Here is a 20,952-nt window from a genome sequence, read left to right as displayed (position 1 = left end):
TCTGGGGGCCGAGCGCGTGGATCGCTCCGCCCGAAAGGCCTATGTCGCGTTTGGACGACGAACGGAAACCCCGCGACTCATGACTGACGCCACCACCGACGCGATGACCGACGCGGTCGCCGAGCTCATCGCCATCCTCGACCTCGAACGCCTCGAGGTCGACCTGTTCCGCGGCCAGAACCCCAAGACCGGCTGGCGCCGGGTTTTCGGCGGCCAGGTGGTGGCCCAGGCCCTGGTGGCCGCCACCCGCACGGTGCCGGACGACCGGCCGGCCCATTCGCTCCACGCCTATTTCATGCTCCCGGGCGATCCCCGCGCGCCGATCGTCTACGAAGTCGAGCGCATCCGCGACGGCCGCAGCTTCACCACGCGGCGGGTCAAGGCGATCCAGCACGGCCGGGCGATCTTCGCCACCACGATCTCCTACCAGGTTTCCGAGGGCGGGTTCGAGCACCAGCCCGGCATGCCGGCCGTGGCCGGGCCGGACGGCCTCCTCGACGGCAAGGCGCTGGCGGCCTCCGGCGTTACCGGCATGCCCGAGGCGGTCGCCGCCTATTTCGGCCGCGAACGCCCGATCGAGCTGCGCCCGGTCGACCTCGACCGCTACATCGCCCGCCGCAAGGACGGGGCGCCGCCGGAGCCGATGTTCAATGTTTGGCTGCGGGCGGCCTCGGCCCTGCCGGACGATCCGGCCCTGCACCGCGCGGTACTGGCCTACGCGTCCGACATGACCCTGCTCGACGTATCGCTCATCCCGCATGCCAGCTCGGTCTTCGATCCGAACATCCAAGCGGCCAGCCTTGACCACGCCCTCTGGTTCCACCGCCCGGTCCGGGTCGACGACTGGCTGCTCTACGCCCAGGACAGCCCGGCCGCCGGCGGTGCCCGCGGCTTCGCCCGCGGCCAGATCTTCGACCGCGCCGGCAACCTCGTCGCCTCGGTGGCACAGGAGGGCCTGATTCGGCCGCACGGGGCCTGAAGTCACGGCGCTAAACGGCTCCTCCTCCGATCCGCGCGGCGCTGGCGGCAGGCTGACTCGCACCGTCATCCCGGGGCGCTGAAGGCGAGCCCTGGATCCAGAGCCGCCGACGATGCCGAGGCAAGCACCACCTGCGGTTCTGGATTCCGGGCTCCACTTCGCGGCCCCGCAATGACGGGGTGGGAACAGAATGCGATAGAATTCCCTCAGACTCCGCGGTCGACGATTTCCCAATCACACGCGGATTAGATTGCCTTCTCCGACGTGTGTTGCAGAATTGCACCGATGCGGAATGCCCATTTTCCAGACGTTTGCGCGCTTTCTGGGCGCCTACTCCGCGCGGCTTGCCCAAGGCTTCGCCCGATCCGGCTATTTCCTGGGCATAACGGGCCCTGCGCAAAAAGTTCCCGGTTCCGAAGGGGTGGCATAGTCCTTGAATAGCCCCGCTCAACCGCGGGCCAGCCCGGCTCGGCGCACGGCCCGGATGGGACCGCTGCGCGGACCAGGCGACGGCATCGGTTCCCAGGGACTCGGTAAGGGGGCGCCGCCCATGAAGATCGTGATGGCCATCATCAAGCCGTTCAAGCTGGAGGAGGTGCGCGACGCGCTCACCGGCATCGGCGTCCACGGGCTGACGGTGACGGAAGTGAAGGGCTATGGCCGCCAGAAGGGCCACACCGAGATCTACCGGGGCGCGGAATACGCGGTGAGCTTCCTGCCCAAGCTCAAGATCGAGGTCGCGGTCGCCTCCGACCTGACCGCCAGCGTCATCGACGCCATCGCGGGTGCGGCGCGCACCGGCCAGATCGGCGACGGCAAGATCTTCGTGCTGCCCCTCGAGAAGGCGGTGCGCATCCGGACCGGCGAGACTGACGCCGACGCCCTCTGAGCCGGCCCGCCGACAGCTTCAACCTTTACGCAACGCGCAACGAATCGTGACCGGAGCCACCTGTCCATGAAAGTCCGTAATGCCCTGATGCTCGGCTTGGGAGGCGCGGCGCTCGCCGCCCTCCTGATCGAGCCGTCCCTAGCGCAGACCCCGGCGCCGGAAGCCGCCTCTGCGGCGCCGGCCGCCACGGCCGTGCCGCTGCCCAACAAGGGCGATACCGCCTGGATGCTGATCTCCTCGGCGCTGGTGCTGATGATGAGCGTGCCGGGCCTAGCCCTGTTCTACGGCGGCCTCGTGCGCACCAAAAACATGCTCTCGGTCCTGACCCAGGTCTTCGCGATCGTCTCGATCGTCGGCCTGCTCTGGGTGTTCTACGGCTACAGCCTCGCCTTCACCAATGGCGGCGGCCTCAACGACTTCGTGGGCGGCTTCTCGAAGGCCTTCCTGAAGGGCATCGACGCCAACTCCACCGTGGCGACTTTTTCCAACGGCGTCGTGATCCCCGAATACGTCTATCTGTGCTTCCAGATGACCTTCGCGATGATCACCCCGGCCCTGATCGTCGGTGCCTTCGCCGAGCGGATGAAGTTCTCGGCGCTCGTGGTGTTCACGATCCTCTGGGTCACGCTGATCTATTTCCCGATGGCCCACATGGTCTGGTACTGGGGCGGCCCGGATGCGGTCGGCAACGCCGCCAAGGCGCTGGCTGCTGCCACCGACGACGCCTCGAAGGCGACCGCCCAGGCGGCCCTGGACGCCGTCAACAAGGATGCGGGCTTCCTCTTCCAGAAGGGCGCCCTCGACTTCGCCGGCGGCACCGTGGTGCACATCAACGCGGGCATCGCCGGCTTCGTCGGCTGCCTGATCATGGGCAAGCGCATCGGCTACGGCCGCGACCTGCTCGCCCCGCACTCGCTGACCATGACCATGATCGGCGCCTCGCTGCTGTGGGTCGGCTGGTTCGGCTTCAACGCCGGCTCGAACCTCGAGGCCAACGGCACCGCCGCGCTGGCGATGCTCAACACCTTCGTGGCGACCTGCGCCGCCGCGGTGGCCTGGCTGTTCGCCGAGTGGGCGCTTAAGGGCAAGCCGTCGCTGCTCGGCATGCTCTCCGGCGCGGTGGCCGGCCTCGTGGCCGTCACCCCGGCCTCCGGCTTCGCCGGCCCGATGGGCTCGATCGTGCTCGGCCTGGTGGCCGGCGTGGTCTGCTTCGTGATGTGCTCCTCCGTGAAGAATGCGCTCGGCTACGACGACTCGCTCGACGTGTTCGGCGTGCACTGCGTCGGCGGCATCCTGGGCGCCCTGGCGACCGGCATACTGGTCGACCCGAATCTCGGCGGCGTCGGCATCCCCGACTACACCTCCAAGCCGGGCGAGCTGGCCGTGGGCGCCTACGACATGATGAGCCAGCTCATCGTCCAGGCGGAAGCGGTCGGCCTGACCCTGCTGTGGTCGGGCATCGGCTCGGCAATCCTCTACAAGCTCGTCGACCTGACGATCGGTCTGCGGGTGACGCAGGAAGAGGAGCGCGAGGGCCTCGACATCGCCGATCACGGCGAACGCGCCTACAACTACTGAGAGCGACCGGCGCGGCCCCACGGGGCCGCGTCGCGGACATGGAAAACCCCGGCTCCGTGCGGGCCGGGGTTTTTTGTTTTTCCGTCACACCGTCATTGCGAGCGGAGCGGAGCAACCCAGGGACACGCCACATCCGGGGATCGTGCGCAGCACTGGGTTGCTTCGCTGCGCTCGCAACGACGGGAGCGCTGCGTTTATCCCGAGGGATCTTTCGATCGCTCCCGCTCATCCTGAAGCGATACAGCGCGGGCCTCGAAGAAGACCTCCTTCGAAGCGCGCCTGCGCCTCCACCTCAAAGTGCGGCGGTGGGGGCCGTGAAGCGCTACGCCGCCCGGACCAGCGCTGCCTTCTCCTCCGCGAACGCCCAGTCCAGCCACGGTGTCAGCGCCTCGAGATCGGCGGTCTCGACGGTGGCGCCGCACCAGATCCGCAGGCCCGCCGGGGCGTCGCGGTAGGCGCCGATGTCGAGGGCGACGCCCTCACGGTCGAGGCGCGCGACGATGCCCGAGGCCAGGTCCGCCACCGCCGCGTCGCCGCGGGCCAGCACGTCCGGGTCGGCAATCACGAGGCACACGCCGGTGTTCGAGTAGGTCGCGGGGTCGACCGCCAGCGGCGCGATCCACGGGGTCCGGGCGACCCAGTCGTAGATCACGCGGGCGTTAGCGTCGGCCCGGGCGTGGAGCGCCGGCAGGCCGCCGATCCGCACCGCCCAGTCCAGGGTGTCGAGGTAATCCTCCACGGCGAGCATCGAGGGCGTGTTGATCGTGTCGCCTTTGAAGATGCCCTCGATCAGCTTGCCGTCCTTGGTGAGCCGGAACACCTTCGGTAGCGGCCAGGCCGGGAGGTGGCTCTCCAGCCGCTCGACCGCCCGGGGCGAGAGCACCAGCATCCCGTGCGCCGCCTCGCCGCCCATTACCTTCTGCCAGGAGAAGGTGACGACATCGAGCTTGTCCCAGGGCAGCGGCTGCGCGAAGGCCGCCGAGGTGGCGTCGCAGATCGTCAGGCCGGCGCGGTCGGCGGCGATCCAGTCGCCGTCGGGCACCTTCACCCCGGCGGCGGTGCCGTTCCAGGTGAAGACCACGTCGCTGTTCCGGGTGTCGACCGCCGCGAGGTCCGGCAGCACGCCGTAGGGCGTCTGGTGGATCCTGGGCGCGATCTTGAGCTGCTTGAGCGCGTCGGTGACCCATTCCTTGCCGAACGCCTCCCAGGCGGCGACCTCCACGGGCCGCGGCCCGAGCAGGGTCCACATCGCCATCTCGACGGCGCCGGTGTCGGAGGCCGGCACGATGCCGATCCGGTACGCGTCGGGCACCTGCAGCACGGACCGCGTCAGGTCGATCGCCCGGCCGAGCTTGGCCTTGCCGATCGCGGAGCGGTGCGACCGGCCGAGCGCGGCGTCGGCCAGGGCCGACGGCGTCCAGCCCGGACGCTTGGCGCAGGGGCCGGACGAGAAATGGGGAACGCGCGGGCGCCTGTCGGGTCGGCTCATCGTCGGATCCATCCTTGCAGATGGGCGCTCCTCGACGGGGAGGAGTGTCCCGGGCCGGGGATGCGCCGAAACCCGCTGGCTGGCAAGACAATGCGAAGAGCCTGTGACGGGCCGCGCCCGGGGCGGGACAGATCCGCCGAAAGGACGGAACAGTCGATTAAGCCTACGCGGCTAGTTTCGACGGCGTGCCGAGTTGCGTTCGAGGTACGCCGATGTCTGTCGACAGCGCCGCATTCGTGGCGATCTGGTTCCTGTTGCTTGCCGTGATCCTGGCCGCGGCCTCCCGCACCCGCTTTCCCGGACGCCTCGACCGTCCGATCCCGCAGCCGCTGCGGCTCGATCCGGTGGATTACGATGTCGACGGGCCGGTGATCGACCTGGAGCCGGCCTGAAGGTCGGGCCGCCGCTCGGCGGTGATGCGCTCGGCCTCCGCCCGCCGCCACCGGGCGATCGCCCCGTGATTGCCGCCCGACAGCACCTCCGGGATCGCCCGCCCCTCCCAGTCCCGCGGCCTGGTGTAGTGCGGATATTCGAGGAGCCCGCCTTCGAAACTCTCCTCGATTCCCGATTCCGCCTTGCCCATCACCCCGGGCAGGAGCCGGATGCAGGCATCGAGCACCACCAGGGCGGCGATCTCGCCGCCGGAGAGCACGTAATCGCCGATCGAGACCTCTTCCAGGCCGCGGCCGGCGATGACCCGCTCGTCCACCCCCTCGAACCGGCCGCAGACGATCAGCGCCCCCGGCCCGGCGGCGAGTTCCCGCACCCGCGCCTGGCTCAGCGGCTTTCCGCGCGGCGACATCACCAGCCGCGGACGCGGGTCGTCCGGCCCGGCGGCGGCGTCGATGGCGGCGGCGAGCACGTCGCAGCGCAGCACCATCCCGGCCCCGCCGCCGGCCGGCGTGTCGTCCACCGCCCGGTGGCGGCCGAGCCCATGCTCGCGGATGTTGCGGGCCTGCAGGCTCCAGTCGCCCCGGGCGAGGGCGTCGCCCGACAGGGACACGCCGAGCGGCCCCGGGAACATCTCCGGGTAGAGGGTGAGAATCGTGGCCCGCCAGGGCGTTTCCGCGCGCGTCATGGCGCTTGATCGCGCGCGGGGTGCGGCACGGTCAACGGCCTGGGCACCGTTCGGCCCCGCGGCGGGTTGTCGGCGATGATCCGGCACATCCTCCTCCTCACCGCCCTGCTGGCGGGACCGGCCCTCGCGGCGGGGCCGCTGGCGCCTCCGGGCGCGCCCGCAAGCGCATTCCCGAAGCCCGACCGACCGGTGGCCGAGATCGTGGCGCCGCAATGGTCCTCGGAGGCCGAGCGGGACAAGGCCGGCGAGTTCGACGCGGTCGCCCGCGGGATGGGCATCGCTCCGGGCGAGACCGTGGCCGATATCGGCGCCGGCAGCGGCTACTACGTGACCCGTCTGAGCCCGCGGGTCGGGCCCGGCGGCAAGGTGCTGGCCGAGGACGTCACCCCTGCCTACTTGGCGAGCCTGGAGCGGCGGGTGAAGGGGCTCGACAACGTCACCGTGGTGCGCGGCGAGGCCCACGACCCGCGCCTGCCCGCGGCCTCCGTCGATGCCGCCATCCTCGTGCACATGTATCACGAGATCGCCCAGCCCTTCGGCCTGTTGCACAACCTCGCCCCGGCGATGCGGCCCGGCGGTCGGGTCGGCATCGTCGATGCCGACGACATCCCGTCGCGGCACGGCACCCCGCCGGCGCTCCTGCGCTGCGAGCTTGCCGCCGCGGGTTACCGCGAGACCGGCTTCCATCCGCTGAAGGGCGGTGCCTATCTGGCGGTGTTCGCGGCCCCCGCCCCGGAGGACCGCCCGCGCCCTGAGGCGATCCGCCCCTGCCGGGATACCGCGACGGCCCGCTGAACGGTTCGGCGCGCTCAGGGCGCGCCGCCGGTGCTCGGCTGCACCGTGTCCAGATGGGCCGCGAAACCGGTAAGGTGTGGAGCGAGATCCGGGCGCAACGCCATGGACGGGATCGCGTAATCGCCGCCGTTCTGCCGCCGGAACGGGATGGGGGCCGTGCTGAACAGGGTGCGCATCCGCGCCCGCAGGCCCTCCGCCGTGGCCGCGAATCCGCTCTCGGTCAGGCCGTCGGCCCGGTAGACGACAAACGGCGGCAGCACGGCGTAGCCCGGGTAGAACAGCACCCCGTGGTGGATCGGAAAGAGCAGGTCGTCGATCGGCCCGTTGATCCCCCGGGGGCCGTAATGCGTCTCCCAGCCGCCGGCCGTCACCACCAGCATCGCGCGCTTGCCGGCGAGCGTGCCCTCGCCGTAGCGGTCGCCCCAGCGGGTCTCGTTATGCGCGCCGACGCCGTAGGCGAACCCGTAGGCGTAGACCCGGTCGACCCAGCCTTTCAGGATCGCGGGCATGGAGAACCACCACAGGGGGAACGCCAGGATCAGCGCGTCCGCCCAGAGCAGCTTGGCCTGTTCGGCGGTGACGTCGTCGGTCAGGGTCCCGGTGGTGAAGGCCGCGCTGGACGCAGCCGGGACGCGCAGGCGCGCCGCTTCCGGCAGGTCCGGGAAATCGGTCCGATCGACGGCACTCTTCCAGCCTGCGGCGTAGAGGTCGGTGACGCGGATCTCGTGTCCGTCCGCTGCCAATTGCTCCACCGCCACGCCGCGCAACGCGTTCGTCAGCGAGGCCGGATCGGGATGGGCTGAGACGACAAGGATCTTCATGGTGCGGGCTCACGGGGGAGGGAGCCGCGAAGCTAGGCGACCGCCGATCCATCCGGTAGACGGCAGGGCGGGATAGGATTGTTCCGCGGTATGGATAGATTGGACGTCACGCTGGAGCGGATGCGCAGCTTCGTTCGCGTGGTCGAGCGCGGCAGCCTGTCCGCGGTGGCGCGGGAGGAGGGCGTCGGGCAATCGACCGTCAGCCGGCACGTGGCCGAACTCGAGGCCGCCCTCGGGGCGAGCCTGCTGAACCGGACCACGCGGCGCCTCACCCTGACCGACGAAGGACGGCGCTTCCACGCAGAGGCGCGCACCATCCTACGGCTGGTGGACGAGGCGACGGACGGAATCCGGAACGCCGGTGGTGGTCTCACCGGTACCGTGCGCGTGTCCTGCACGGCCGCGTTGGGCGTGCGCCATGTCTGCCGGGCGCTGTTCGCGTTCCAGGATCGCTATCCGGGGATCAGCATCGATCTCAGCCTGACCGATGAGCGGATCGACCTCGTGCGCGAGGCGACGGATGTCGCGATCCGATTGGGGCCGTTGGCGGAGAGCAGCCTGCAGCGCAAGGCCATCGGTCGCTCCCGCCGGATCCTCGTGGCGTCGCGGGGCTATCTCGCGGATCACGGCCGGCCGCAGCATCCGGCCGACCTGTCGCGGCATCGGGCGATCCGCATGAGCAACGTCGCCGGCAGCGATACGCTGTGCCTGCACGGGCCGGACGGCACCACGGCTCGCATTCCCGTAGGCGGCCGCCTGCTGGTCGATCACGGCCTGGCCGCGCGCGAAGCCCTGGCGGAGGGGCGCGGGATCGCGGCCGCCCATGTCTGGCTGGTCGACGATCTCTTGGCGGCGGGCGCGATCGAACAGGTCCTGGCGGACTACGCGCCCGAGCCCGTCCCGCTCTCGATCCTGGTCGTGCCCGGCCGCATCCGCATCAAGCGCGTCCGCCTGGTGGTCGACGCCCTGGCGGCCGCTTTGGCCGAGCTACCCGGCCTCGACAGACCGTGAGCCCGCGGGTCACGCCCGGATCGGAACGCGGATGTCAGTCCGGCTCGTCGGCGGGCTTCTCGCCCACCGGCGCGAAGAAGTCGTCCGGCAGCACCACGGTCACCCGCCGCTGCGGCAGATCCAGCACCGGCACGAACGCCTTGGTGAACGGCAGGAGCGCGGTGGCGCCACCCGCGGCGGGACGGAGTTCGAGCAGGTCGCCGCCGCCGTAATTCGGAACCGCGACGATTGTGCCGACGACGGTCCCGGCCTCGTCCAAAGCAGTGGCGCCGACCAAGTCGGCGGCGTAGACCTCGTCGTCATCCTCGGGCTCCGCCAAGCGGTCACGGGGGATGAACAGGGCGACCCGGTTGAGTGCCTCGGCGGCGTTGCGCCCGGTGATATCCGTCACCCGGGCGATCAGCATGTCGGGGGACGAGCCGGGGGCGGTGCGTACCCCGGACAAGGTCAGCGTACGCCCGTCCGAGGTTAGAAGCGGACCGTAGCCGGCGATCGCCAACGGATCCCCGGTGTAGGATTTGAGTCGAATCTCACCGTTAAGCCCGTGCGCGCGCCCGAATTCGCCCAGGAGGACGAGATTCGGGTCGGGTGGCACGGGCGGAGCCGCCGGCTTGGGAGCCGGCGCCTTGGGCGAGGTCGCGGCCTCGGGCGCGATGGCACCGACGGCCGTGCCGGCGCGGCCGCGGCGACCGCCGTCGCGGGAGAATGAACCTGCGGGGCGGCGCGCCATGGCCGAGCCGCCTTACGCGGCGGCGTCCTCGGCGGGCGCTGCGGCCTTCTCGGCGCGCTTGGTGGCGCGCTCCTTGGCCTTCTCGCCCGGCTCGGCCTTCTGCGGGTTGTTGCGCGTCGGGCGCTTGGCCAGGCCGGCCTGATCGAGGAAGCGCAGGACGCGGTCGGTCGGCTGCGCGCCCTTGGCGAGCCAGCCCTGGATCTTCTCGGCATCGAGCTGGATCCGGGCCGGATCGTCCTTGGCCTTCATCGGATCGTAGGCGCCGACCTTGTCGATGAAGCGGCCATCGCGGGGGGCGCGGGCGTCGGCGACGACGATGCGGTAGTACGGACGCTTCTTGGCGCCACCGCGCGTGAGACGGATCTTCAGGGCCATTGTCTTAGGACTTTCTCTCGTTGTCGATCGCCGACTCGTGCGTCGCCGCGATCGTCTGGTGGTGCCGGATGACTTCCTTGACCACGAAGGCCAGGAACTTCTCGGCGAAATCGGGGTCGAGCTTGGCCTCGACCGCGAGCTTGCGGAGCCGGGCGACCTGGCGGGCCTCCCGGTCCGGATCGGAAGGGGGAATCCCCTTTCGGGCCTTGAGCTCGCCGACCCGCTGCGTGCAGCGGAAGCGCTCGGCGAGCAGGTGGATCAGCGCCGCATCGAAATTGTCGATGCTGTCGCGCAGGCGGGCGAGTTCGGGATCGACCGCTTGGGCCGCCAGCACGCTCATTTCTTCTTCCCCGGCATGAAGCCACCGAGACCGGGCAGCTTCGGGCCGCCGAGGCCAGGAAGCCCCGGCATCTTCGGCATCCCGCCCAGTCCGCCCCCGCCGAGGCCCGGCGGCATCGGCGGCAGCTTGCCGCCGAACTGCTTCTCGATCTGCGCGATCTGCTCAGGTGTCGGCTCGGGCATGCCGGGCGGAAGGCCGGGCATGCCGCCGCCCATTCCACCACCCATGCCGCCGCCGAGCCCGAACATCGAGCCGAGCGCCTGGCCGATGCCGCGCTTGCCGGAGCCCATCGCCTTCATCATGTCGGCCATGGTCCGGTGCATCTTCAGGAGCTTGTTGATCTCCGAGACGTCGACCCCCGAGCCCGCCGCGATGCGCTTTTTGCGGGAATTCTTTAGCAGGTCCGGGTTCTTGCGCTCCTGCGGGGTCATCGACGAGATGATCGCCCGCTGACGCTTGAACATCTTCTCGTCGAGGTTGGCGCCCTCGACCTGCTTCTTGATGGCGCCCATGCCGGGCAGCATGCCCATCAGGCCGCCGATGCCGCCCATCTTCTCCATCTGGGCGAGCTGCATGGACAAGTCCTCCAGATCGAACTTGCCCTTGCGCATCTTCTCCGCGGTGCGGAGCGCCTGCTCATGGTCGATGGTCTCGGCGGCCTTCTCGACCAAGGAGACGATGTCGCCCATGCCGAGGATGCGGTTGGCGACGCGGGCCGGGTGGAACTCCTCCAGCGCGTCGACCTTCTCGCCAGTGCCGACGAGCTTGATCGGCTTGCCGGTGACGGCACGCATCGAGAGCGCCGCACCGCCACGGGAATCGCCGTCCATGCGGGTGAGCACGATGCCGGAGACGCCGAGCCGCTCGTCGAAGGCGCGGGCGGTGTTGACGGCGTCCTGGCCGGTCAACGCGTCGGCGACCAGCAGCACCTCGTGGGGCCGGGTCGCGGCCTTCACCTCGGCCGCCTCGACCATCAGCGCCTCGTCGACCGTGGTGCGGCCGGCGGTGTCGAGCATCACCACGTCGAAGCCGCCGAGCCGGGCCGCCTCCATGGCGCGCTTGGCGATCTGCACCGCCGACTGGCCGGCCACGATCGGCAGGCTTTCGACGCCGACCTGCTTAGCCAGCACCGCGAGCTGCTCCATGGCGGCCGGGCGGCGGGTGTCGAGCGAGGCGAGCAGCACCTTCCGCCTCTCACGCTCCGACAGACGCCGGGCGATCTTAGCGGTGGTGGTAGTCTTGCCCGAGCCCTGGAGGCCGACCATCAGGATCGGCACCGGGGCGGGCGCATTGAGGTCGATCACCTCGGCATCCGTGCCGAGCATCGCCACCAACTCGTCGTTGACGATCTTGACGACCATCTGGCCGGGGGTGACCGACTTGAGCACGACGGCGCCGACCGCCTTCTCCTTCACCCGGTCGGTGAAGCCGCGCACGACCTCCAGGGCGACGTCGGCTTCCAGCAGGGCGCGGCGGACCTCGCGCATCGCCGCAGTGACGTCGGCTTCCGTCAGGGCGCCCCGGCGGGTGAGCCCCGAGAGGATACCGGAGAGACGGTCGGACAGGCCTTCGAACATGGTTTTGCGGACCCGCGCTTACTGCTCGAGGCCGGCGCGCTCGACGCGGCGCGCCTGGAGGGCGGCCTCGAAGCTGCGCACGGCGCTCGCGAATTTGTCCCGGCATTCCGGATTGCAGAAGCCGACGACGGCGCCGTTATAGAGCGTCAGCGAGTCGGCCGATATCGGCTTGCCCGACCAGGGGCAGGTCTCGTTGATCGCGTCCGCAATGTTCAATGCGGCTGGAGTCACGGCGTCTTGGGGCATGCGGAAGCCTCGACCGGCGGATTCCGGCGAAGCGGATCGACCCAACACAGATCGCGCCCGAGGGCGCGGACGCGCTGTCGGGCGTTGACCTCCGGCCTCGAGGACCGGTCGGCTTCGTGTCGTCGCGATCTGCTACGGATCGGAAGCGCGGGGGGTAGCGGCAGCGGCCGAAAAAGTCAATTTTCGGTGTCCTCGTCCGCGAACCACCCCAGGGTTGAGGCCGCCCATTAAGTTTTACGGATCGTTAAGCATGTTTGGTCTCTGATCCGGCAGCACCCGTTCAGGACGACCGCCGATGTCGGAACCCGCCCGCACCCTTCCGCCGCACGAGGCCGGCAGCCGCGCCGCCCCCGGTCCGCTGCGGGACTGGCTCGCGACGATGAAGACCCATAGCCCGGCCGAGCCGCGCGGCGACGAGCGGCCGCAGGAGGCCCAGCCCGATGCCAGGACGCCCCGGAGTGCCGAGGCGACCTGGTCACCCCGGCTCGTCTCCCCGCCGGACGGTCCCCGAGCGGCCTCGGAGGACGCGGATGTGTCCGAGCTGATGGCCGAGAACCTCATGCTCAAGGCCAAGCTGCGCCTGGAGGCCGACCGCCAGGACGAGCTGCAGGCGATCCTGGCGGAGGAGATCCGGACCCTGCGCGAGCATATCCGCGAGGAGATCGGCTCGATCGAGGATCTGCGCGCCGAGCAGGAGGAGGTCCGCGCCGAGCGCGAGGAGTTCCGGAGCGAGCGCGAGCGGTTCCGCCAGGAGCGCGAGCATATGCGGATCGAGCGCGACCGGGCCGTCGCCGAGCGCGACGCGCTGCGGGCCGAGCGCCACGCCATCGCGGCCGAGCGCGATGCCCTGCGCGAGGAGCGCGATTTGTGGCGCGCGCGGACCGAAGCGCTGGCGCAGCCGCTGTTCCAGTCGCCGAAGCGCTAATAATTCGGGTCCCGAAAAGCCGAAGGGCCACCCGTGAGGGTGGCCCTTCCATTGCCGAACCGTCATGTCCGGCGGAACTGTCCCGAAATCGGGGCTCTGACGCGTCTTAGAGCGACGCGCCGGAGGCGACGGTCCAGGTCCGGTAAGCCGAGACTGACGGCTGATGACAATGAGACACTGGATCACCTCCTTTCGTTCGTTGCGGGTGAAGCGAAGGTAGGTGGCTCACGGCCGCTTGTGAAGCCCCGCGGCTGCGCCCGTTTGTCCTCCCCGGGAAGGCGGCTTCCGCCTCTGGGCTGCCGGGCGTATGACGGGCGCACCGAGGCCAGCCCGAAAACCCTTGACCGCTCCCGTCACGTCCCTGCCGCGTCCCGCCGAGGATGCCGCCCTCGATCCCGAGGCCATGCGCCAGCCACTCGGCAACGCGTGGTACTGCGTCGGCCAGTCCCGCAGCCTCGGGCGCACGGGGCTTCGGGCCGTCGAGCTGAACGGCGAGCAGATCGTGCTGGGCCGCGCTCCCGACGGAACGCCGTTCGCCCTGCGCGACCGCTGTCCCCATCGCGGCATGGCTTTGTCCAAGGGCCGGTTCGACGGCGATACGCTGATGTGCCCGTTCCATGGCTGGCGCTTCGGCACGGATGGGCGCTGCCGCGACGTTCCGACCCTCTCCGAGCACGACGCCGCCGATTTCTCCCGCATCCAGGTGCAGCGCTTCCCGGTCCGCGAGAGCGCGGGGTTCCTCTGGGTGAACCCGCATCTCGGCCCCGCTTCCGGCGCGGTGCCCGCGGTGCCGGAGCTGGATTTCGAACCGGCGGGGTCGCTCGTCGTCGAGCTCGTGGTCGAGGCCTCCTACGACCTCACGACGTTGAGCCTGGTCGATCCCGGCCACGTCGCCTTCGTGCATGACAGCTGGTGGTTCCGCCCCTCGAAGCAGCTGCGCGAGAAGGTGAAGACCTTCCAGCCGGTGCCGCACGGCTTCGTCATGACGAGCCACGCCACCACGACCAGCTCGCCGGTCTACCGCCTGCTCGGCGGCGTGCCGGAGGTCGAGATCGAGTTCCGCCTGCCCGGCGTGCGGCTGGAGCGCATCCGCGCCGGCGCGAAGCGCGTGGCCAATTACACCTTCGCGACCCCGCTCACGCCGGATCGCACCCTGCTGACCAATGCCCTCTACTGGAGCATGCCGGCGCTGAACCTGCTCAAGCCCGTCGCCCGGCCGCTGATGCGGCAGTTCCTCACCCAGGACCAGCAGGTGCTCCAGCACGCCCAGGACGGCCTCGACCGCAAGCCGACCATGGTGCTGTTCGGCCAGGGCGATCTGCCCTCGCAATGGTATTTCCGGCTCAAGCGCGAGGCCCTGGAATCGGCCCGCGCCGGACGCCCGTTCGTGAACCCGCTGGAACAGCGTGAACTGCGCTGGCGCTCGTGATCTGTAGAGCAGATATAGATAACTATTCGTAGCGGTTAACGCATCATTAACTATAATTTGCGTACGGATATCGGCGAATTAGTATTCCTCGAGACGCCGCGCGCCGATGCCCCGCTACTTCATCGACCTCCATGACGGTTCCCAGCCAGTCCGCGACGAGGTCGGTTTCGACCTGCCGGATCTGCCGGCCGCACGCGCCAAGGTCACCCGGATCATGTCGGCGATCGCCCGCGACATGCTGCCCGACGTGGAGCGCCAGGACTACGTCGCCTGCGTGCGCGACACGGTCGGCAAGGTGGTGTTTCGTGCGCGCCTGTCGCTCGCGGCGGAAGCCGTCGAGTGACGCCGAGACGACCCTGAGGCTCCCCGTCGCGGCCGGGAGAGCTTGACCACGGCGCCGGGCCGGCCATCTCCCCTCTATGAAAAGGCGCAGCCTGCTCACGGTCGCGAGTGCGGCCACGGTGATGACGCTCGGCGGCGTCGGCTATGCCGCCCACCGCCGGGGCAAGAACCCGTATTATCGCGGTCCGAAATCCGACCATTTCGACGGGCTGCGGTTCTTCCTGCCGGACCAAGCCACCGACAAGTCCCTGCCGGACGTGCTGCGCTGGCAGGCCAAGCGTCAGCGCGAGCCCTGGCCCAAGAGCTACCCGAGCCCGTTCCCCGCCGACCGGCCGCCCGAGCGCAGCGGATCGCTGCGCGTCGTGCTGATCGGCCACGCGAGCTATCTCGTTCAGGTCGCCGGCCGCAACATCCTGATTGATCCGGTCTTCGCCAAGCGGGCCAGCCCGGTCCGCTTCGCCGGCCCGAAGCGGGTCAATCCGCCGGGGATCGCGTTCGGCGACCTGCCGCCGATCGATGCGGTCCTGATCACCCACAACCACTACGACCATCTCGACGGGCCGAGCCTCGCCCGGATCTGGCAGGCCCACCAGCCGCTGATTGTCGCGCCGCTCGGCAACGACACGATCCTGCGCAACTACGACGACACGATGCATGTCGAGACCCGCGATTGGGGCGAGTCGGTGGATCTCGGCGACGGCCTGGCCGTCCACCTGACCCCTGCCAATCACTGGTCCGCCCGCGGCGTGCAGGATCGGCGCATGGCTCTGTGGTGCGCTTTCGTGCTCACTGCGGCCCAAGGCGTCCATTACCATGTTGGCGATACCGGCTTCGGCGATGGTGGCCTCTTCCGTGACATTCGCGCCCGGTTCGGGGCGCCCCGGCTCGCGACCCTGCCGATCGGCGCCTACGAGCCGCGCTGGTTCATGCAGGCGCAGCACGTGAACCCGGCCGAGGCGGTCGAGGCCTTCGCGCTGCTCGGGGCCGATCAGGCGCTCGGCCACCATTGGGGCACGTTCCAGCTCACCGACGAGGGCATCGAGCGACCCGTAGAGGCGCTGACGGTGGCGCTGGAGGCGCAAGGCATCGCTCCCGAGCGGTTCCTGGCTCTGAGGCCCGGACAGGTCTGGGCGGGCTGAAGTCGGAATACCGGCGGCCGCGGCGTTGGGCACGATGCATGCAAGATGCCGTATGCAGCCTACGCGCGGTGCCTCTCGACGAAGGGGGCGGCGCTGACCGGCAGCGCGTCCCCTTCTGCCGAGAGACACGATGGACTCGATCAAGCCGACACGCCGCGCGCTCATGGCCGGGGGCGCGGCCCTGGCGACCCTGGGCACGTTCGGCCGGGCCGGCGCCCAGGGCGGAAGTGCCGGCAGCCTGACCTACGGCATCTCGATGACCGACCTGCCGCTCACCACCGGTCAGCCGGACCGGGGCGCCGGCGGCTACCAGTTCACCGGCCTGACCCTCTACGATCCCCTGGTCGCCTGGGATCTCGGCATCGCCGACCGGCCCGGCACGATGATCCCCGGCCTCGCCACGTCCTGGGAGGTCGACAAGGCGGATCCGAAGGTCTGGATCTTCCACCTGCGCGAAGGCGTGACATTCCATGACGGCTCGGCCTTTGATGCCGATGCGGTGATCTGGAACTTCGACAAGGTCCTCAACAAGGAGGCGCCGCATTTCGACCAGCGGCAGGCCGCCCAGGTCCGCCCGCGGCTGCCGGGCGTTGCGAGCTATCGAAAGCTCGACGCCAAGACCGTCCAGGTGACCACGAAGAATCCCGACAGCCTGTTCCCCTACCAGATGCTGTGGTTCCTAATCTCCTCGCCGGCGCAGTACGAGGCGGTCGGGCGCGACTGGGCGAAATTCGCGTTCCAGCCCTCCGGCACCGGCCCGTTCAAGATGGGTCAGCTGGTTCCCCGGGTCCGCCTCGAGCTCCTGCCGAATGCCACATACTGGAATCCGAAACGGGTGCCGAAGCTCGCCAAGCTGACGCTGACCTGCGTGCCCGAGGATCTCGCCCGGGTGAACGCGCTGCTCTCCGGCAATGTCGACCTGATCGAGGCGCCGGCCCCGGACGCGGTGCCCCGCCTGAAGGCGTCCGGCATCCGCGTCGTCGGCAACGACACCCCGCACGTCTGGAACTACCACCTGTCGATGCTGGAGGGCTCCCCCTGGCGGGACCTGCGCCTGCGCAAGGCTGCCAACCTCGCCATCGATCGCGAGGGCGTCGTCCAGCTTCTGGGCGGTCTCGCCCAGCCGGCCGCCGGTCAGATGCAGGCGTCGAGCCCGTGGTTCGGCAAGCCCAGTTTCCAGATCAAGACCGACGTCGAACAGGCGCGCAAGCTCGTGCAGGAGGCCGGCTTCTCGGTGCAGAACCCGGTGAAGGCGACGATCATGATCCCCACCGGCGGGACCGGGCAGATGCTGTCGCTGCCGATCAACGAATTCGTCCAGCAGAGCTGGGCCGAGATCGGCATCCAGGTCGAGTTCAAGACCGTGGAACTTGAAGTGGCCTACACGGCGTGGCGCCAGGGCGCCGCGGATCCGAGCCTCAAGGGAATCACCGCCGGCAACATCGCCTACGTCACCTCGGACCCGTTCTACGCGATCCTGCGCTTTTACGATTCGAAGCAGATCGCCCCGGGCGGCGTGAACTGGAGCCATTACCGCAACCCGGAGGTCGATGCGCTCTGCGACAAGGTGAAGGCGAGCCTGGATCCAGATGAGCAGAACAAGCTGCTCGCCCGCATCCATGAAATCATCGTCGATGACGCAGTGCAGGTCTGGGTGGTCCACGACACCAATCCCCACGCCTTGTCGCCGCGGGTGAAGGACTACGTGCAGGCTCAGCACTGGTTTCAGGATCTGTCGACGCTGGCCTGAGACCGCCTCAATCCATGCGGAGGCTCGGGAAGAGCCTGAGCGAATCAGGAACGATCGTCGCGAGACTGTGTTGGGACCCCAACGCACGAAGGAGTGTCCCATGAAGACCCTGCTCGCCGGCGCCGTCCTGGCCGCCTCCCTCGCGACCGTCGTCCCGGCCTCGGCCCAGCGCATCGAAATCGGACCCGACGGTCCCAGCGTCGACCTGCGCTCGCGCGGTCAGCGGGAACGCGACTTCCGGCGCGAGGAATATCGCCGGGATCGCGACCGGGCCGATGACGAGGACCGGATGTATCGCCGGCAGCGTTTCGAGGACGATCGCCCCGTGGTCCGTCGCGGCTACGGCTACTGAGTTATCCGGCTGACAGCCTTGTAGGGCACGATGATTTTGGAAGGGGTCGGCATTTGCCGGCCCCTTTTCTCATCGCGTCTGGCGGTGGAAGCTGCGCTGCACCGTCAAACTTCGCACTTGCAGCAACGCTGGCGCGCGACTAGGAAGATCGCGCATCACGTTTCGGGAGAATTTGGCAATGACCCTTCGTTTCATCAGTGGTTTCGCGGCGGTTGCGTTTGCCGTGTCCGGCCTTTCGGTCCCCGCCGCCCTGGCCAAGCCGGTGAGCGGAGCCAGCGCCGTGAAGATGATCGACACCGACAACGACGGCACCGTCGATCTCAAGGAAGTCGAAGCCGTGGCCTCCGCCACCTTCGATCGCTTGGAGAAGGATGCCGACGGCACCCTCGATGCCAAGGAGCTGAAGGGCCGCCTCAGCAAGGCCGGCCTGAAGCAGGCCGATCCGGACAACGACGGCACCATCGACAAGAACGAGTACCTCGCTGCCGTCGCCGACCGTTTCAAGGTCGCCGATCCGGATGGCGACGGCACCCTCGATGCCAAGGAGCTGAACTCCAAGGCCGGCAAGGCGCTGCTCGCCCTGATCAAGTAACGTTTCGCGGGCACACCCTGCCCGTACCGACGAACGACAACGCCCCCGTGGATGTATCCACGGGGGCGTTCTTGCGTTTCGGCCGCGAATATGAGGCCGATACGCAGAACTTACAGGCGCGTGCTTATCACCCTTCGGTTGTGGGCCTCGAATTATGAATGTTGTATTCGTTTGCATTGCGAAGAGGTCGGCCGTGCGACGGATAGGCAATAATCTACAGATGCGCGGAAGATGTGCAGGTTGGCGGTTGACGGATCGCAACCTGTAGGTGCAGTTTGGGGCCGGTTGGGGGGCCGGCAGCATGCAAAACGACACGCCAGAAGACGCGACGAGTCTGGAACTGCTCGCGGAAATGCGGGCGATGATCGACGCGGCGCGCGAGGCTATCGAGGTGTCGCAAGCCACGCGCGACCAGCCGGCCGAGGGTCTTGCGCCGGCTTCGGAACCCGAGCCCGTGGCGTATACGATCGATTCGTCGGACCTGCTCGGGGATATCAGCGACAACCTGCTTGTGGCCTATCAGCTGGCCAAGCACGACGGCGATCCGCTCACCGTGGCGCTGATCGAGAAGGTGCTGTTCCATGTCGGGCGCCGGCTGGCGCGGGGCATGTCGCCGGCCGATGCCGGCATTCCCTGCCACTAGAGCGCTCGGCCCCGAAGCGGACGCTGGCTCGGCGTCGGCGAGCCCGATCGCAGCGCGATCGGGAGCGGCGTCTGGACGTCGCCCCGAACGGTGGCGGTCAGCAGCCTCTGAGCGGCTCAGCTGCGCGCTGTCTCGATGCGGTCGAGGAAGGCGCGCAGGTAGCCGCCGGCCGCGTCGGCACGCTCAACGGCGAGGAGATGCGCCGCCCGGGGGAGCACGACGAGTTCTGCTTGGGCGATGCCGGCGCAGATCTCCTCCGCCATGGCGGGCGGCGTCGAAGGGTCGTCACGCCCGGCCATCACCAGGGTCTGAGCCGTGATCGCCGACAGGGCCGGGCGCAGATCCATGCGCCCGATCGCCTCGCAGCACACCGCGTAGCCCGCCCGGTCACAGGCGATGAAGCCTTCGCGCACCGCCTGGACGGTGTCGGGCGCACGCTGCGCGAAGGCCGGGGTGAACCAGCGCGCCAGGGTGGCGTCCACCAGAGCGCCGGTGCCCTGGCTCCGCGCCGTCGCGGCGCGCGCGTTCCAGGTCTGCGCAGTCGGGAGATGGGCCGCCGTCGCCATCAGGGTCACGCTCACGGCACGCTCGGGCTCGGCGCTCGCCAGCGCCTGTACGGTCATGCCGCCCAGCGAGAGGCCGACCAGATGGGCGCGGCCGATCCCGAGGGCGTCGAGCAGTCCCGCGAGGTCGCCCGCCAGATCCGCGATCTCGGTCGGCCGGTCGCTCGTTTCCGAGCCGCCATGGCCGCGTGTGTCGTAGCGCAGGGTCCGGAAGCGGCCGGTCAGGGCCGGCAGCACGGAGTCCCACATCTCCAGGGTGGCGCCCAGCGAGTTCGAGAAGGCCACGACGGGCGCGCCGTCCGGGCCTTCGAGAACGTAGCGGAGCTCGAGCCCCCGGACGGCGATCTGCGGCATCAAACGTCTCCGTGTTCGGCTATGCGCGTCATCCGCCCAGATAGGTCGCGCGTGCGCCTGATCAGCGCCCCCGCACGTTCCGGAGGCCGGCCTGCGTCACCCGGCGACGCGCCAGAACCATCGCGGCCGCAACTGCCCAGGCGGCGCAAGTCGGCGCCAGCCATTGCTGGAGGTTCGGCAGGGACCAGCCGTACAGGAATTCGGCGCCCAGATGTGCTTGGACCGCGTCCCAGCCGGCATGCTTGATGTCGTGCTCGCGCTGCCCGGCCTCGCGGCCGAAATAGTACGTCGAGACCACCAGCGCCGCGGTCGCCTCGGGGCGGGGTGTGCGCAACCCGATCATCGCGGCGGCGACGCCGGCGGTCTCGGGCAGGGCCGCGAGGGCGTGGCTTGTCGCCGGGTTGGCGATCATGAAGCCGAGGAGCGCGTCGAGCATCGGGCGAGGTTACACGATCCGCCGCCCGGCGTCGGCCGCGCATCCGAACGGCGGCCGCCGGGTTGATCTCCTGCAGACCGGAGCGGGACCATGGCCGAACCGTACACTCTCGAGCGTTTCGTCGCCGCGCAGGAGGGCGTCTACGAGCGGGCGCTGACCGAACTGCGCGCCGGGGAGAAGCGCAGCCACTGGATGTGGTTCATCTTCCCGCAGGTCGCCGGTCTGGGCTCCAGCCCGATGGCCCAGCGCTACGCGATCGGCTCCCTCGACGAGGCCAAGGCTTACCTCGCCCATCCCGTGCTCGGCGACCGCCTGCGCGCCTGCACGGCGGCCGTGAACGGCGTCACCGACCGCTCGGCGCACGCGATTTTCGGTTCGCCCGACGACGTGAAGTTCCGCTCCAGCATGACGCTGTTCACGCGCGCCGCGCCGGAGGAGCCGCTCTTCGCCGAGGCGCTGGCGCGGTATTTCGACGGCAAGCCCGATCCGCTGACCCTCGCCAAGCTCGGCGCGGGCTAG

General features: G+C 69.5%; 25 protein-coding genes. 15 read left to right on the top strand and 10 right to left on the bottom strand.

What is annotated here, in order from left to right:
* The first annotated feature begins 79 nt into the window (after positions 1 to 79).
* From tesB to AKJ13_RS19530, 3 genes are all read left to right on the top strand, one after another.
* Positions 80 to 979, top strand: coding sequence for an acyl-CoA thioesterase II (tesB, locus tag AKJ13_RS19540; RefSeq protein WP_082317027.1), 900 nt, complete (start codon positions 80 to 82; stop codon positions 977 to 979).
* A gap of 550 nt (positions 980 to 1,529) precedes the next feature.
* Positions 1,530 to 1,868 carry a P-II family nitrogen regulator gene (locus tag AKJ13_RS19535; protein WP_007559495.1) on the top strand — a complete coding sequence of 113 codons (339 nt, stop codon included), beginning with the start codon at positions 1,530 to 1,532 and terminating at the stop codon, positions 1,866 to 1,868.
* Positions 1,869 to 1,934: 66 nt separating this feature from the next.
* Positions 1,935 to 3,446: an ammonium transporter gene (locus tag AKJ13_RS19530; RefSeq protein WP_050734853.1), complete on the top strand. Its 1,512-nt coding sequence runs from the start codon at positions 1,935 to 1,937 to the stop codon at positions 3,444 to 3,446.
* Positions 3,447 to 3,768: 322 nt separating this feature from the next.
* On the opposite strand, the gene AKJ13_RS19525 is transcribed toward AKJ13_RS19530, so the two are convergent.
* Positions 3,769 to 4,935, bottom strand: coding sequence for a phosphoserine transaminase (locus tag AKJ13_RS19525; protein WP_050734875.1), 1,167 nt, complete (start codon positions 4,933 to 4,935; stop codon positions 3,769 to 3,771).
* 212 nt (positions 4,936 to 5,147) lie between these two features.
* Between AKJ13_RS19525 and AKJ13_RS19520 the strand changes: the two genes are divergently transcribed.
* Complete coding sequence (locus AKJ13_RS19520; protein ID WP_007559489.1) at positions 5,148 to 5,327, top strand: hypothetical protein; 180 nt, start codon at positions 5,148 to 5,150, stop codon at positions 5,325 to 5,327.
* Here the strand turns inward: AKJ13_RS19520 and trmD are convergent.
* Positions 5,285 to 6,013, bottom strand: coding sequence for a tRNA (guanosine(37)-N1)-methyltransferase TrmD (trmD, locus tag AKJ13_RS19515; protein ID WP_050734852.1), 729 nt, complete (start codon positions 6,011 to 6,013; stop codon positions 5,285 to 5,287). The two genes, AKJ13_RS19520 and trmD, sit on opposite strands and share 43 nt — an antisense overlap.
* A 75-nt stretch (positions 6,014 to 6,088) precedes the next feature.
* Here trmD and AKJ13_RS19510 point away from each other — a divergent pair, with 75 nt between their 5' ends.
* Entirely contained in the window at positions 6,089 to 6,808 is a 720-nt protein-coding gene (locus AKJ13_RS19510) for a methyltransferase domain-containing protein (RefSeq protein ID WP_050734874.1), read from the top strand.
* Positions 6,809 to 6,822: 14 nt separating this feature from the next.
* Here the strand turns inward: AKJ13_RS19510 and AKJ13_RS19505 are convergent, their stop codons facing one another.
* On the bottom strand, positions 6,823 to 7,629 hold the full coding sequence (locus tag AKJ13_RS19505; RefSeq protein ID WP_050734851.1) for an NAD(P)H-dependent oxidoreductase: 807 nt from the start codon (positions 7,627 to 7,629) through the stop codon (positions 6,823 to 6,825).
* Between the two features lie 90 nt (positions 7,630 to 7,719).
* Between AKJ13_RS19505 and AKJ13_RS19500 the strand changes: the two genes are divergently transcribed.
* Positions 7,720 to 8,640 carry a LysR family transcriptional regulator gene (locus AKJ13_RS19500; RefSeq protein WP_050734850.1) on the top strand — a complete coding sequence of 307 codons (921 nt, stop codon included), beginning with the start codon at positions 7,720 to 7,722 and terminating at the stop codon, positions 8,638 to 8,640.
* A gap of 34 nt (positions 8,641 to 8,674) precedes the next feature.
* Here the strand turns inward: AKJ13_RS19500 and rimM are convergent, their stop codons facing one another.
* From rimM to AKJ13_RS19475, 5 genes are read right to left on the bottom strand one after another with little or no spacing between them, the layout of a single operon-like run.
* Positions 8,675 to 9,370, bottom strand: a complete 696-nt coding sequence (gene rimM / locus AKJ13_RS19495) for a ribosome maturation factor RimM (RefSeq protein ID WP_050734849.1) — start codon at positions 9,368 to 9,370, stop codon at positions 8,675 to 8,677.
* A gap of 12 nt (positions 9,371 to 9,382) precedes the next feature.
* Positions 9,383 to 9,745 carry a 30S ribosomal protein S16 gene (rpsP, locus tag AKJ13_RS19490; protein ID WP_007559476.1) on the bottom strand — a complete coding sequence of 121 codons (363 nt, stop codon included), beginning with the start codon at positions 9,743 to 9,745 and terminating at the stop codon, positions 9,383 to 9,385.
* A gap of 4 nt (positions 9,746 to 9,749) precedes the next feature.
* Positions 9,750 to 10,085: a chorismate mutase gene (locus AKJ13_RS19485; protein WP_007559474.1), complete on the bottom strand. Its 336-nt coding sequence runs from the start codon at positions 10,083 to 10,085 to the stop codon at positions 9,750 to 9,752.
* Positions 10,082 to 11,662 carry a signal recognition particle protein gene (gene ffh, locus AKJ13_RS19480; protein WP_050734848.1) on the bottom strand — a complete coding sequence of 527 codons (1,581 nt, stop codon included), beginning with the start codon at positions 11,660 to 11,662 and terminating at the stop codon, positions 10,082 to 10,084. Before ffh ends, AKJ13_RS19485 begins: the two co-directional genes overlap by 4 nt.
* Positions 11,663 to 11,680: 18 nt before the next feature.
* Positions 11,681 to 11,908 (bottom strand): hypothetical protein, encoded by a 228-nt coding sequence (locus AKJ13_RS19475; protein ID WP_007568778.1) that lies wholly within the window; start codon positions 11,906 to 11,908, stop codon positions 11,681 to 11,683.
* Between the two features lie 295 nt (positions 11,909 to 12,203).
* Between AKJ13_RS19475 and AKJ13_RS19470 the strand changes: the two genes are divergently transcribed.
* The 8 genes from AKJ13_RS19470 (at position 12,204) to AKJ13_RS19435 (ending at position 19,080) form a co-directional block, all read left to right on the top strand.
* Positions 12,204 to 12,833 (top strand): hypothetical protein, encoded by a 630-nt coding sequence (locus AKJ13_RS19470; protein WP_050734847.1) that lies wholly within the window; start codon positions 12,204 to 12,206, stop codon positions 12,831 to 12,833.
* Positions 12,834 to 13,140: 307 nt separating this feature from the next.
* Positions 13,141 to 14,262 (top strand): aromatic ring-hydroxylating dioxygenase subunit alpha, encoded by a 1,122-nt coding sequence (locus AKJ13_RS19465; protein ID WP_082317026.1) that lies wholly within the window; start codon positions 13,141 to 13,143, stop codon positions 14,260 to 14,262.
* A gap of 106 nt (positions 14,263 to 14,368) precedes the next feature.
* A complete protein-coding gene (locus AKJ13_RS19460; protein ID WP_007568781.1) occupies positions 14,369 to 14,605 on the top strand; it encodes a hypothetical protein in 237 nt (78 codons plus the stop codon).
* 76 nt (positions 14,606 to 14,681) lie between these two features.
* Complete coding sequence (locus AKJ13_RS19455; protein ID WP_050734846.1) at positions 14,682 to 15,743, top strand: MBL fold metallo-hydrolase; 1,062 nt, start codon at positions 14,682 to 14,684, stop codon at positions 15,741 to 15,743.
* A 130-nt stretch (positions 15,744 to 15,873) separates the two neighbouring features.
* A complete protein-coding gene (locus tag AKJ13_RS19450) occupies positions 15,874 to 17,493 on the top strand; it encodes an ABC transporter substrate-binding protein (protein WP_050734845.1) in 1,620 nt (539 codons plus the stop codon).
* A gap of 100 nt (positions 17,494 to 17,593) precedes the next feature.
* Positions 17,594 to 17,845: a hypothetical protein gene (locus AKJ13_RS19445; RefSeq protein ID WP_050734844.1), complete on the top strand. Its 252-nt coding sequence runs from the start codon at positions 17,594 to 17,596 to the stop codon at positions 17,843 to 17,845.
* 178 nt (positions 17,846 to 18,023) lie between these two features.
* A complete protein-coding gene (locus tag AKJ13_RS19440) occupies positions 18,024 to 18,437 on the top strand; it encodes an EF-hand domain-containing protein (RefSeq protein WP_050734843.1) in 414 nt (137 codons plus the stop codon).
* 301 nt (positions 18,438 to 18,738) lie between these two features.
* Entirely contained in the window at positions 18,739 to 19,080 is a 342-nt protein-coding gene (locus AKJ13_RS19435) for a hypothetical protein (RefSeq protein WP_064774646.1), read from the top strand.
* A 116-nt stretch (positions 19,081 to 19,196) separates the two neighbouring features.
* Here the strand turns inward: AKJ13_RS19435 and pcaD are convergent, their stop codons facing one another.
* Together pcaD and AKJ13_RS19425 are read right to left on the bottom strand one after the other, a co-directional pair.
* The gene (gene pcaD / locus AKJ13_RS19430) at positions 19,197 to 19,997 is read right to left on the bottom strand and encodes a 3-oxoadipate enol-lactonase (protein ID WP_050734841.1); all 801 of its coding nucleotides are present in this window, start codon (positions 19,995 to 19,997) and stop codon (positions 19,197 to 19,199) included.
* A gap of 61 nt (positions 19,998 to 20,058) precedes the next feature.
* Positions 20,059 to 20,433, bottom strand: coding sequence for a hypothetical protein (locus tag AKJ13_RS19425; RefSeq protein ID WP_050734840.1), 375 nt, complete (start codon positions 20,431 to 20,433; stop codon positions 20,059 to 20,061).
* A gap of 90 nt (positions 20,434 to 20,523) precedes the next feature.
* On the opposite strand from AKJ13_RS19425, the gene AKJ13_RS19420 reads away from it, so the two are divergent.
* The gene (locus AKJ13_RS19420) at positions 20,524 to 20,952 is read left to right on the top strand and encodes a DUF1810 domain-containing protein (RefSeq protein WP_050734839.1); all 429 of its coding nucleotides are present in this window, start codon (positions 20,524 to 20,526) and stop codon (positions 20,950 to 20,952) included.

The organism is Methylobacterium sp. ARG-1, from assembly GCF_001262595.1.
Classification (GTDB): Bacteria; Pseudomonadota; Alphaproteobacteria; order Rhizobiales; family Beijerinckiaceae; genus Methylobacterium; species Methylobacterium brachiatum.
This window is presented reverse-complemented; position numbering and strand designations above follow the sequence as displayed.

Coding starts and splice junctions, on each gene's coding strand:
- AKJ13_RS19475 (WP_007568778.1), bottom strand. CDS start 11,908: ATGCCCCAAGACGCCGTGACTCCAGCCGCATTGAACATTGCGGACGCG.
- AKJ13_RS19535 (WP_007559495.1), top strand. CDS start 1,530: ATGAAGATCGTGATGGCCATCATCAAGCCGTTCAAGCTGGAGGAGGTG.
- AKJ13_RS19470 (WP_050734847.1), top strand. CDS start 12,204: ATGTCGGAACCCGCCCGCACCCTTCCGCCGCACGAGGCCGGCAGCCGC.
- AKJ13_RS19435 (WP_064774646.1), top strand. CDS start 18,739: ATGCAAAACGACACGCCAGAAGACGCGACGAGTCTGGAACTGCTCGCG.
- trmD (WP_050734852.1), bottom strand. CDS start 6,013: ATGACGCGCGCGGAAACGCCCTGGCGGGCCACGATTCTCACCCTCTAC.
- AKJ13_RS19500 (WP_050734850.1), top strand. CDS start 7,720: ATGGATAGATTGGACGTCACGCTGGAGCGGATGCGCAGCTTCGTTCGC.
- tesB (WP_082317027.1), top strand. CDS start 80: ATGACTGACGCCACCACCGACGCGATGACCGACGCGGTCGCCGAGCTC.
- AKJ13_RS19460 (WP_007568781.1), top strand. CDS start 14,369: ATGCCCCGCTACTTCATCGACCTCCATGACGGTTCCCAGCCAGTCCGC.
- AKJ13_RS19465 (WP_082317026.1), top strand. CDS start 13,141: ATGACGGGCGCACCGAGGCCAGCCCGAAAACCCTTGACCGCTCCCGTC.
- AKJ13_RS19450 (WP_050734845.1), top strand. CDS start 15,874: ATGGACTCGATCAAGCCGACACGCCGCGCGCTCATGGCCGGGGGCGCG.
- AKJ13_RS19520 (WP_007559489.1), top strand. CDS start 5,148: ATGTCTGTCGACAGCGCCGCATTCGTGGCGATCTGGTTCCTGTTGCTT.
- AKJ13_RS19530 (WP_050734853.1), top strand. CDS start 1,935: ATGAAAGTCCGTAATGCCCTGATGCTCGGCTTGGGAGGCGCGGCGCTC.
- AKJ13_RS19440 (WP_050734843.1), top strand. CDS start 18,024: ATGACCCTTCGTTTCATCAGTGGTTTCGCGGCGGTTGCGTTTGCCGTG.
- AKJ13_RS19445 (WP_050734844.1), top strand. CDS start 17,594: ATGAAGACCCTGCTCGCCGGCGCCGTCCTGGCCGCCTCCCTCGCGACC.
- ffh (WP_050734848.1), bottom strand. CDS start 11,662: ATGTTCGAAGGCCTGTCCGACCGTCTCTCCGGTATCCTCTCGGGGCTC.
- pcaD (WP_050734841.1), bottom strand. CDS start 19,997: ATGCCGCAGATCGCCGTCCGGGGGCTCGAGCTCCGCTACGTTCTCGAA.
- AKJ13_RS19455 (WP_050734846.1), top strand. CDS start 14,682: ATGAAAAGGCGCAGCCTGCTCACGGTCGCGAGTGCGGCCACGGTGATG.
- AKJ13_RS19425 (WP_050734840.1), bottom strand. CDS start 20,433: ATGCTCGACGCGCTCCTCGGCTTCATGATCGCCAACCCGGCGACAAGC.
- rimM (WP_050734849.1), bottom strand. CDS start 9,370: ATGGCGCGCCGCCCCGCAGGTTCATTCTCCCGCGACGGCGGTCGCCGC.
- AKJ13_RS19485 (WP_007559474.1), bottom strand. CDS start 10,085: ATGAGCGTGCTGGCGGCCCAAGCGGTCGATCCCGAACTCGCCCGCCTG.
- AKJ13_RS19420 (WP_050734839.1), top strand. CDS start 20,524: ATGGCCGAACCGTACACTCTCGAGCGTTTCGTCGCCGCGCAGGAGGGC.
- AKJ13_RS19510 (WP_050734874.1), top strand. CDS start 6,089: ATGATCCGGCACATCCTCCTCCTCACCGCCCTGCTGGCGGGACCGGCC.
- AKJ13_RS19525 (WP_050734875.1), bottom strand. CDS start 4,935: ATGAGCCGACCCGACAGGCGCCCGCGCGTTCCCCATTTCTCGTCCGGC.
- AKJ13_RS19505 (WP_050734851.1), bottom strand. CDS start 7,629: ATGAAGATCCTTGTCGTCTCAGCCCATCCCGATCCGGCCTCGCTGACG.
- rpsP (WP_007559476.1), bottom strand. CDS start 9,745: ATGGCCCTGAAGATCCGTCTCACGCGCGGTGGCGCCAAGAAGCGTCCG.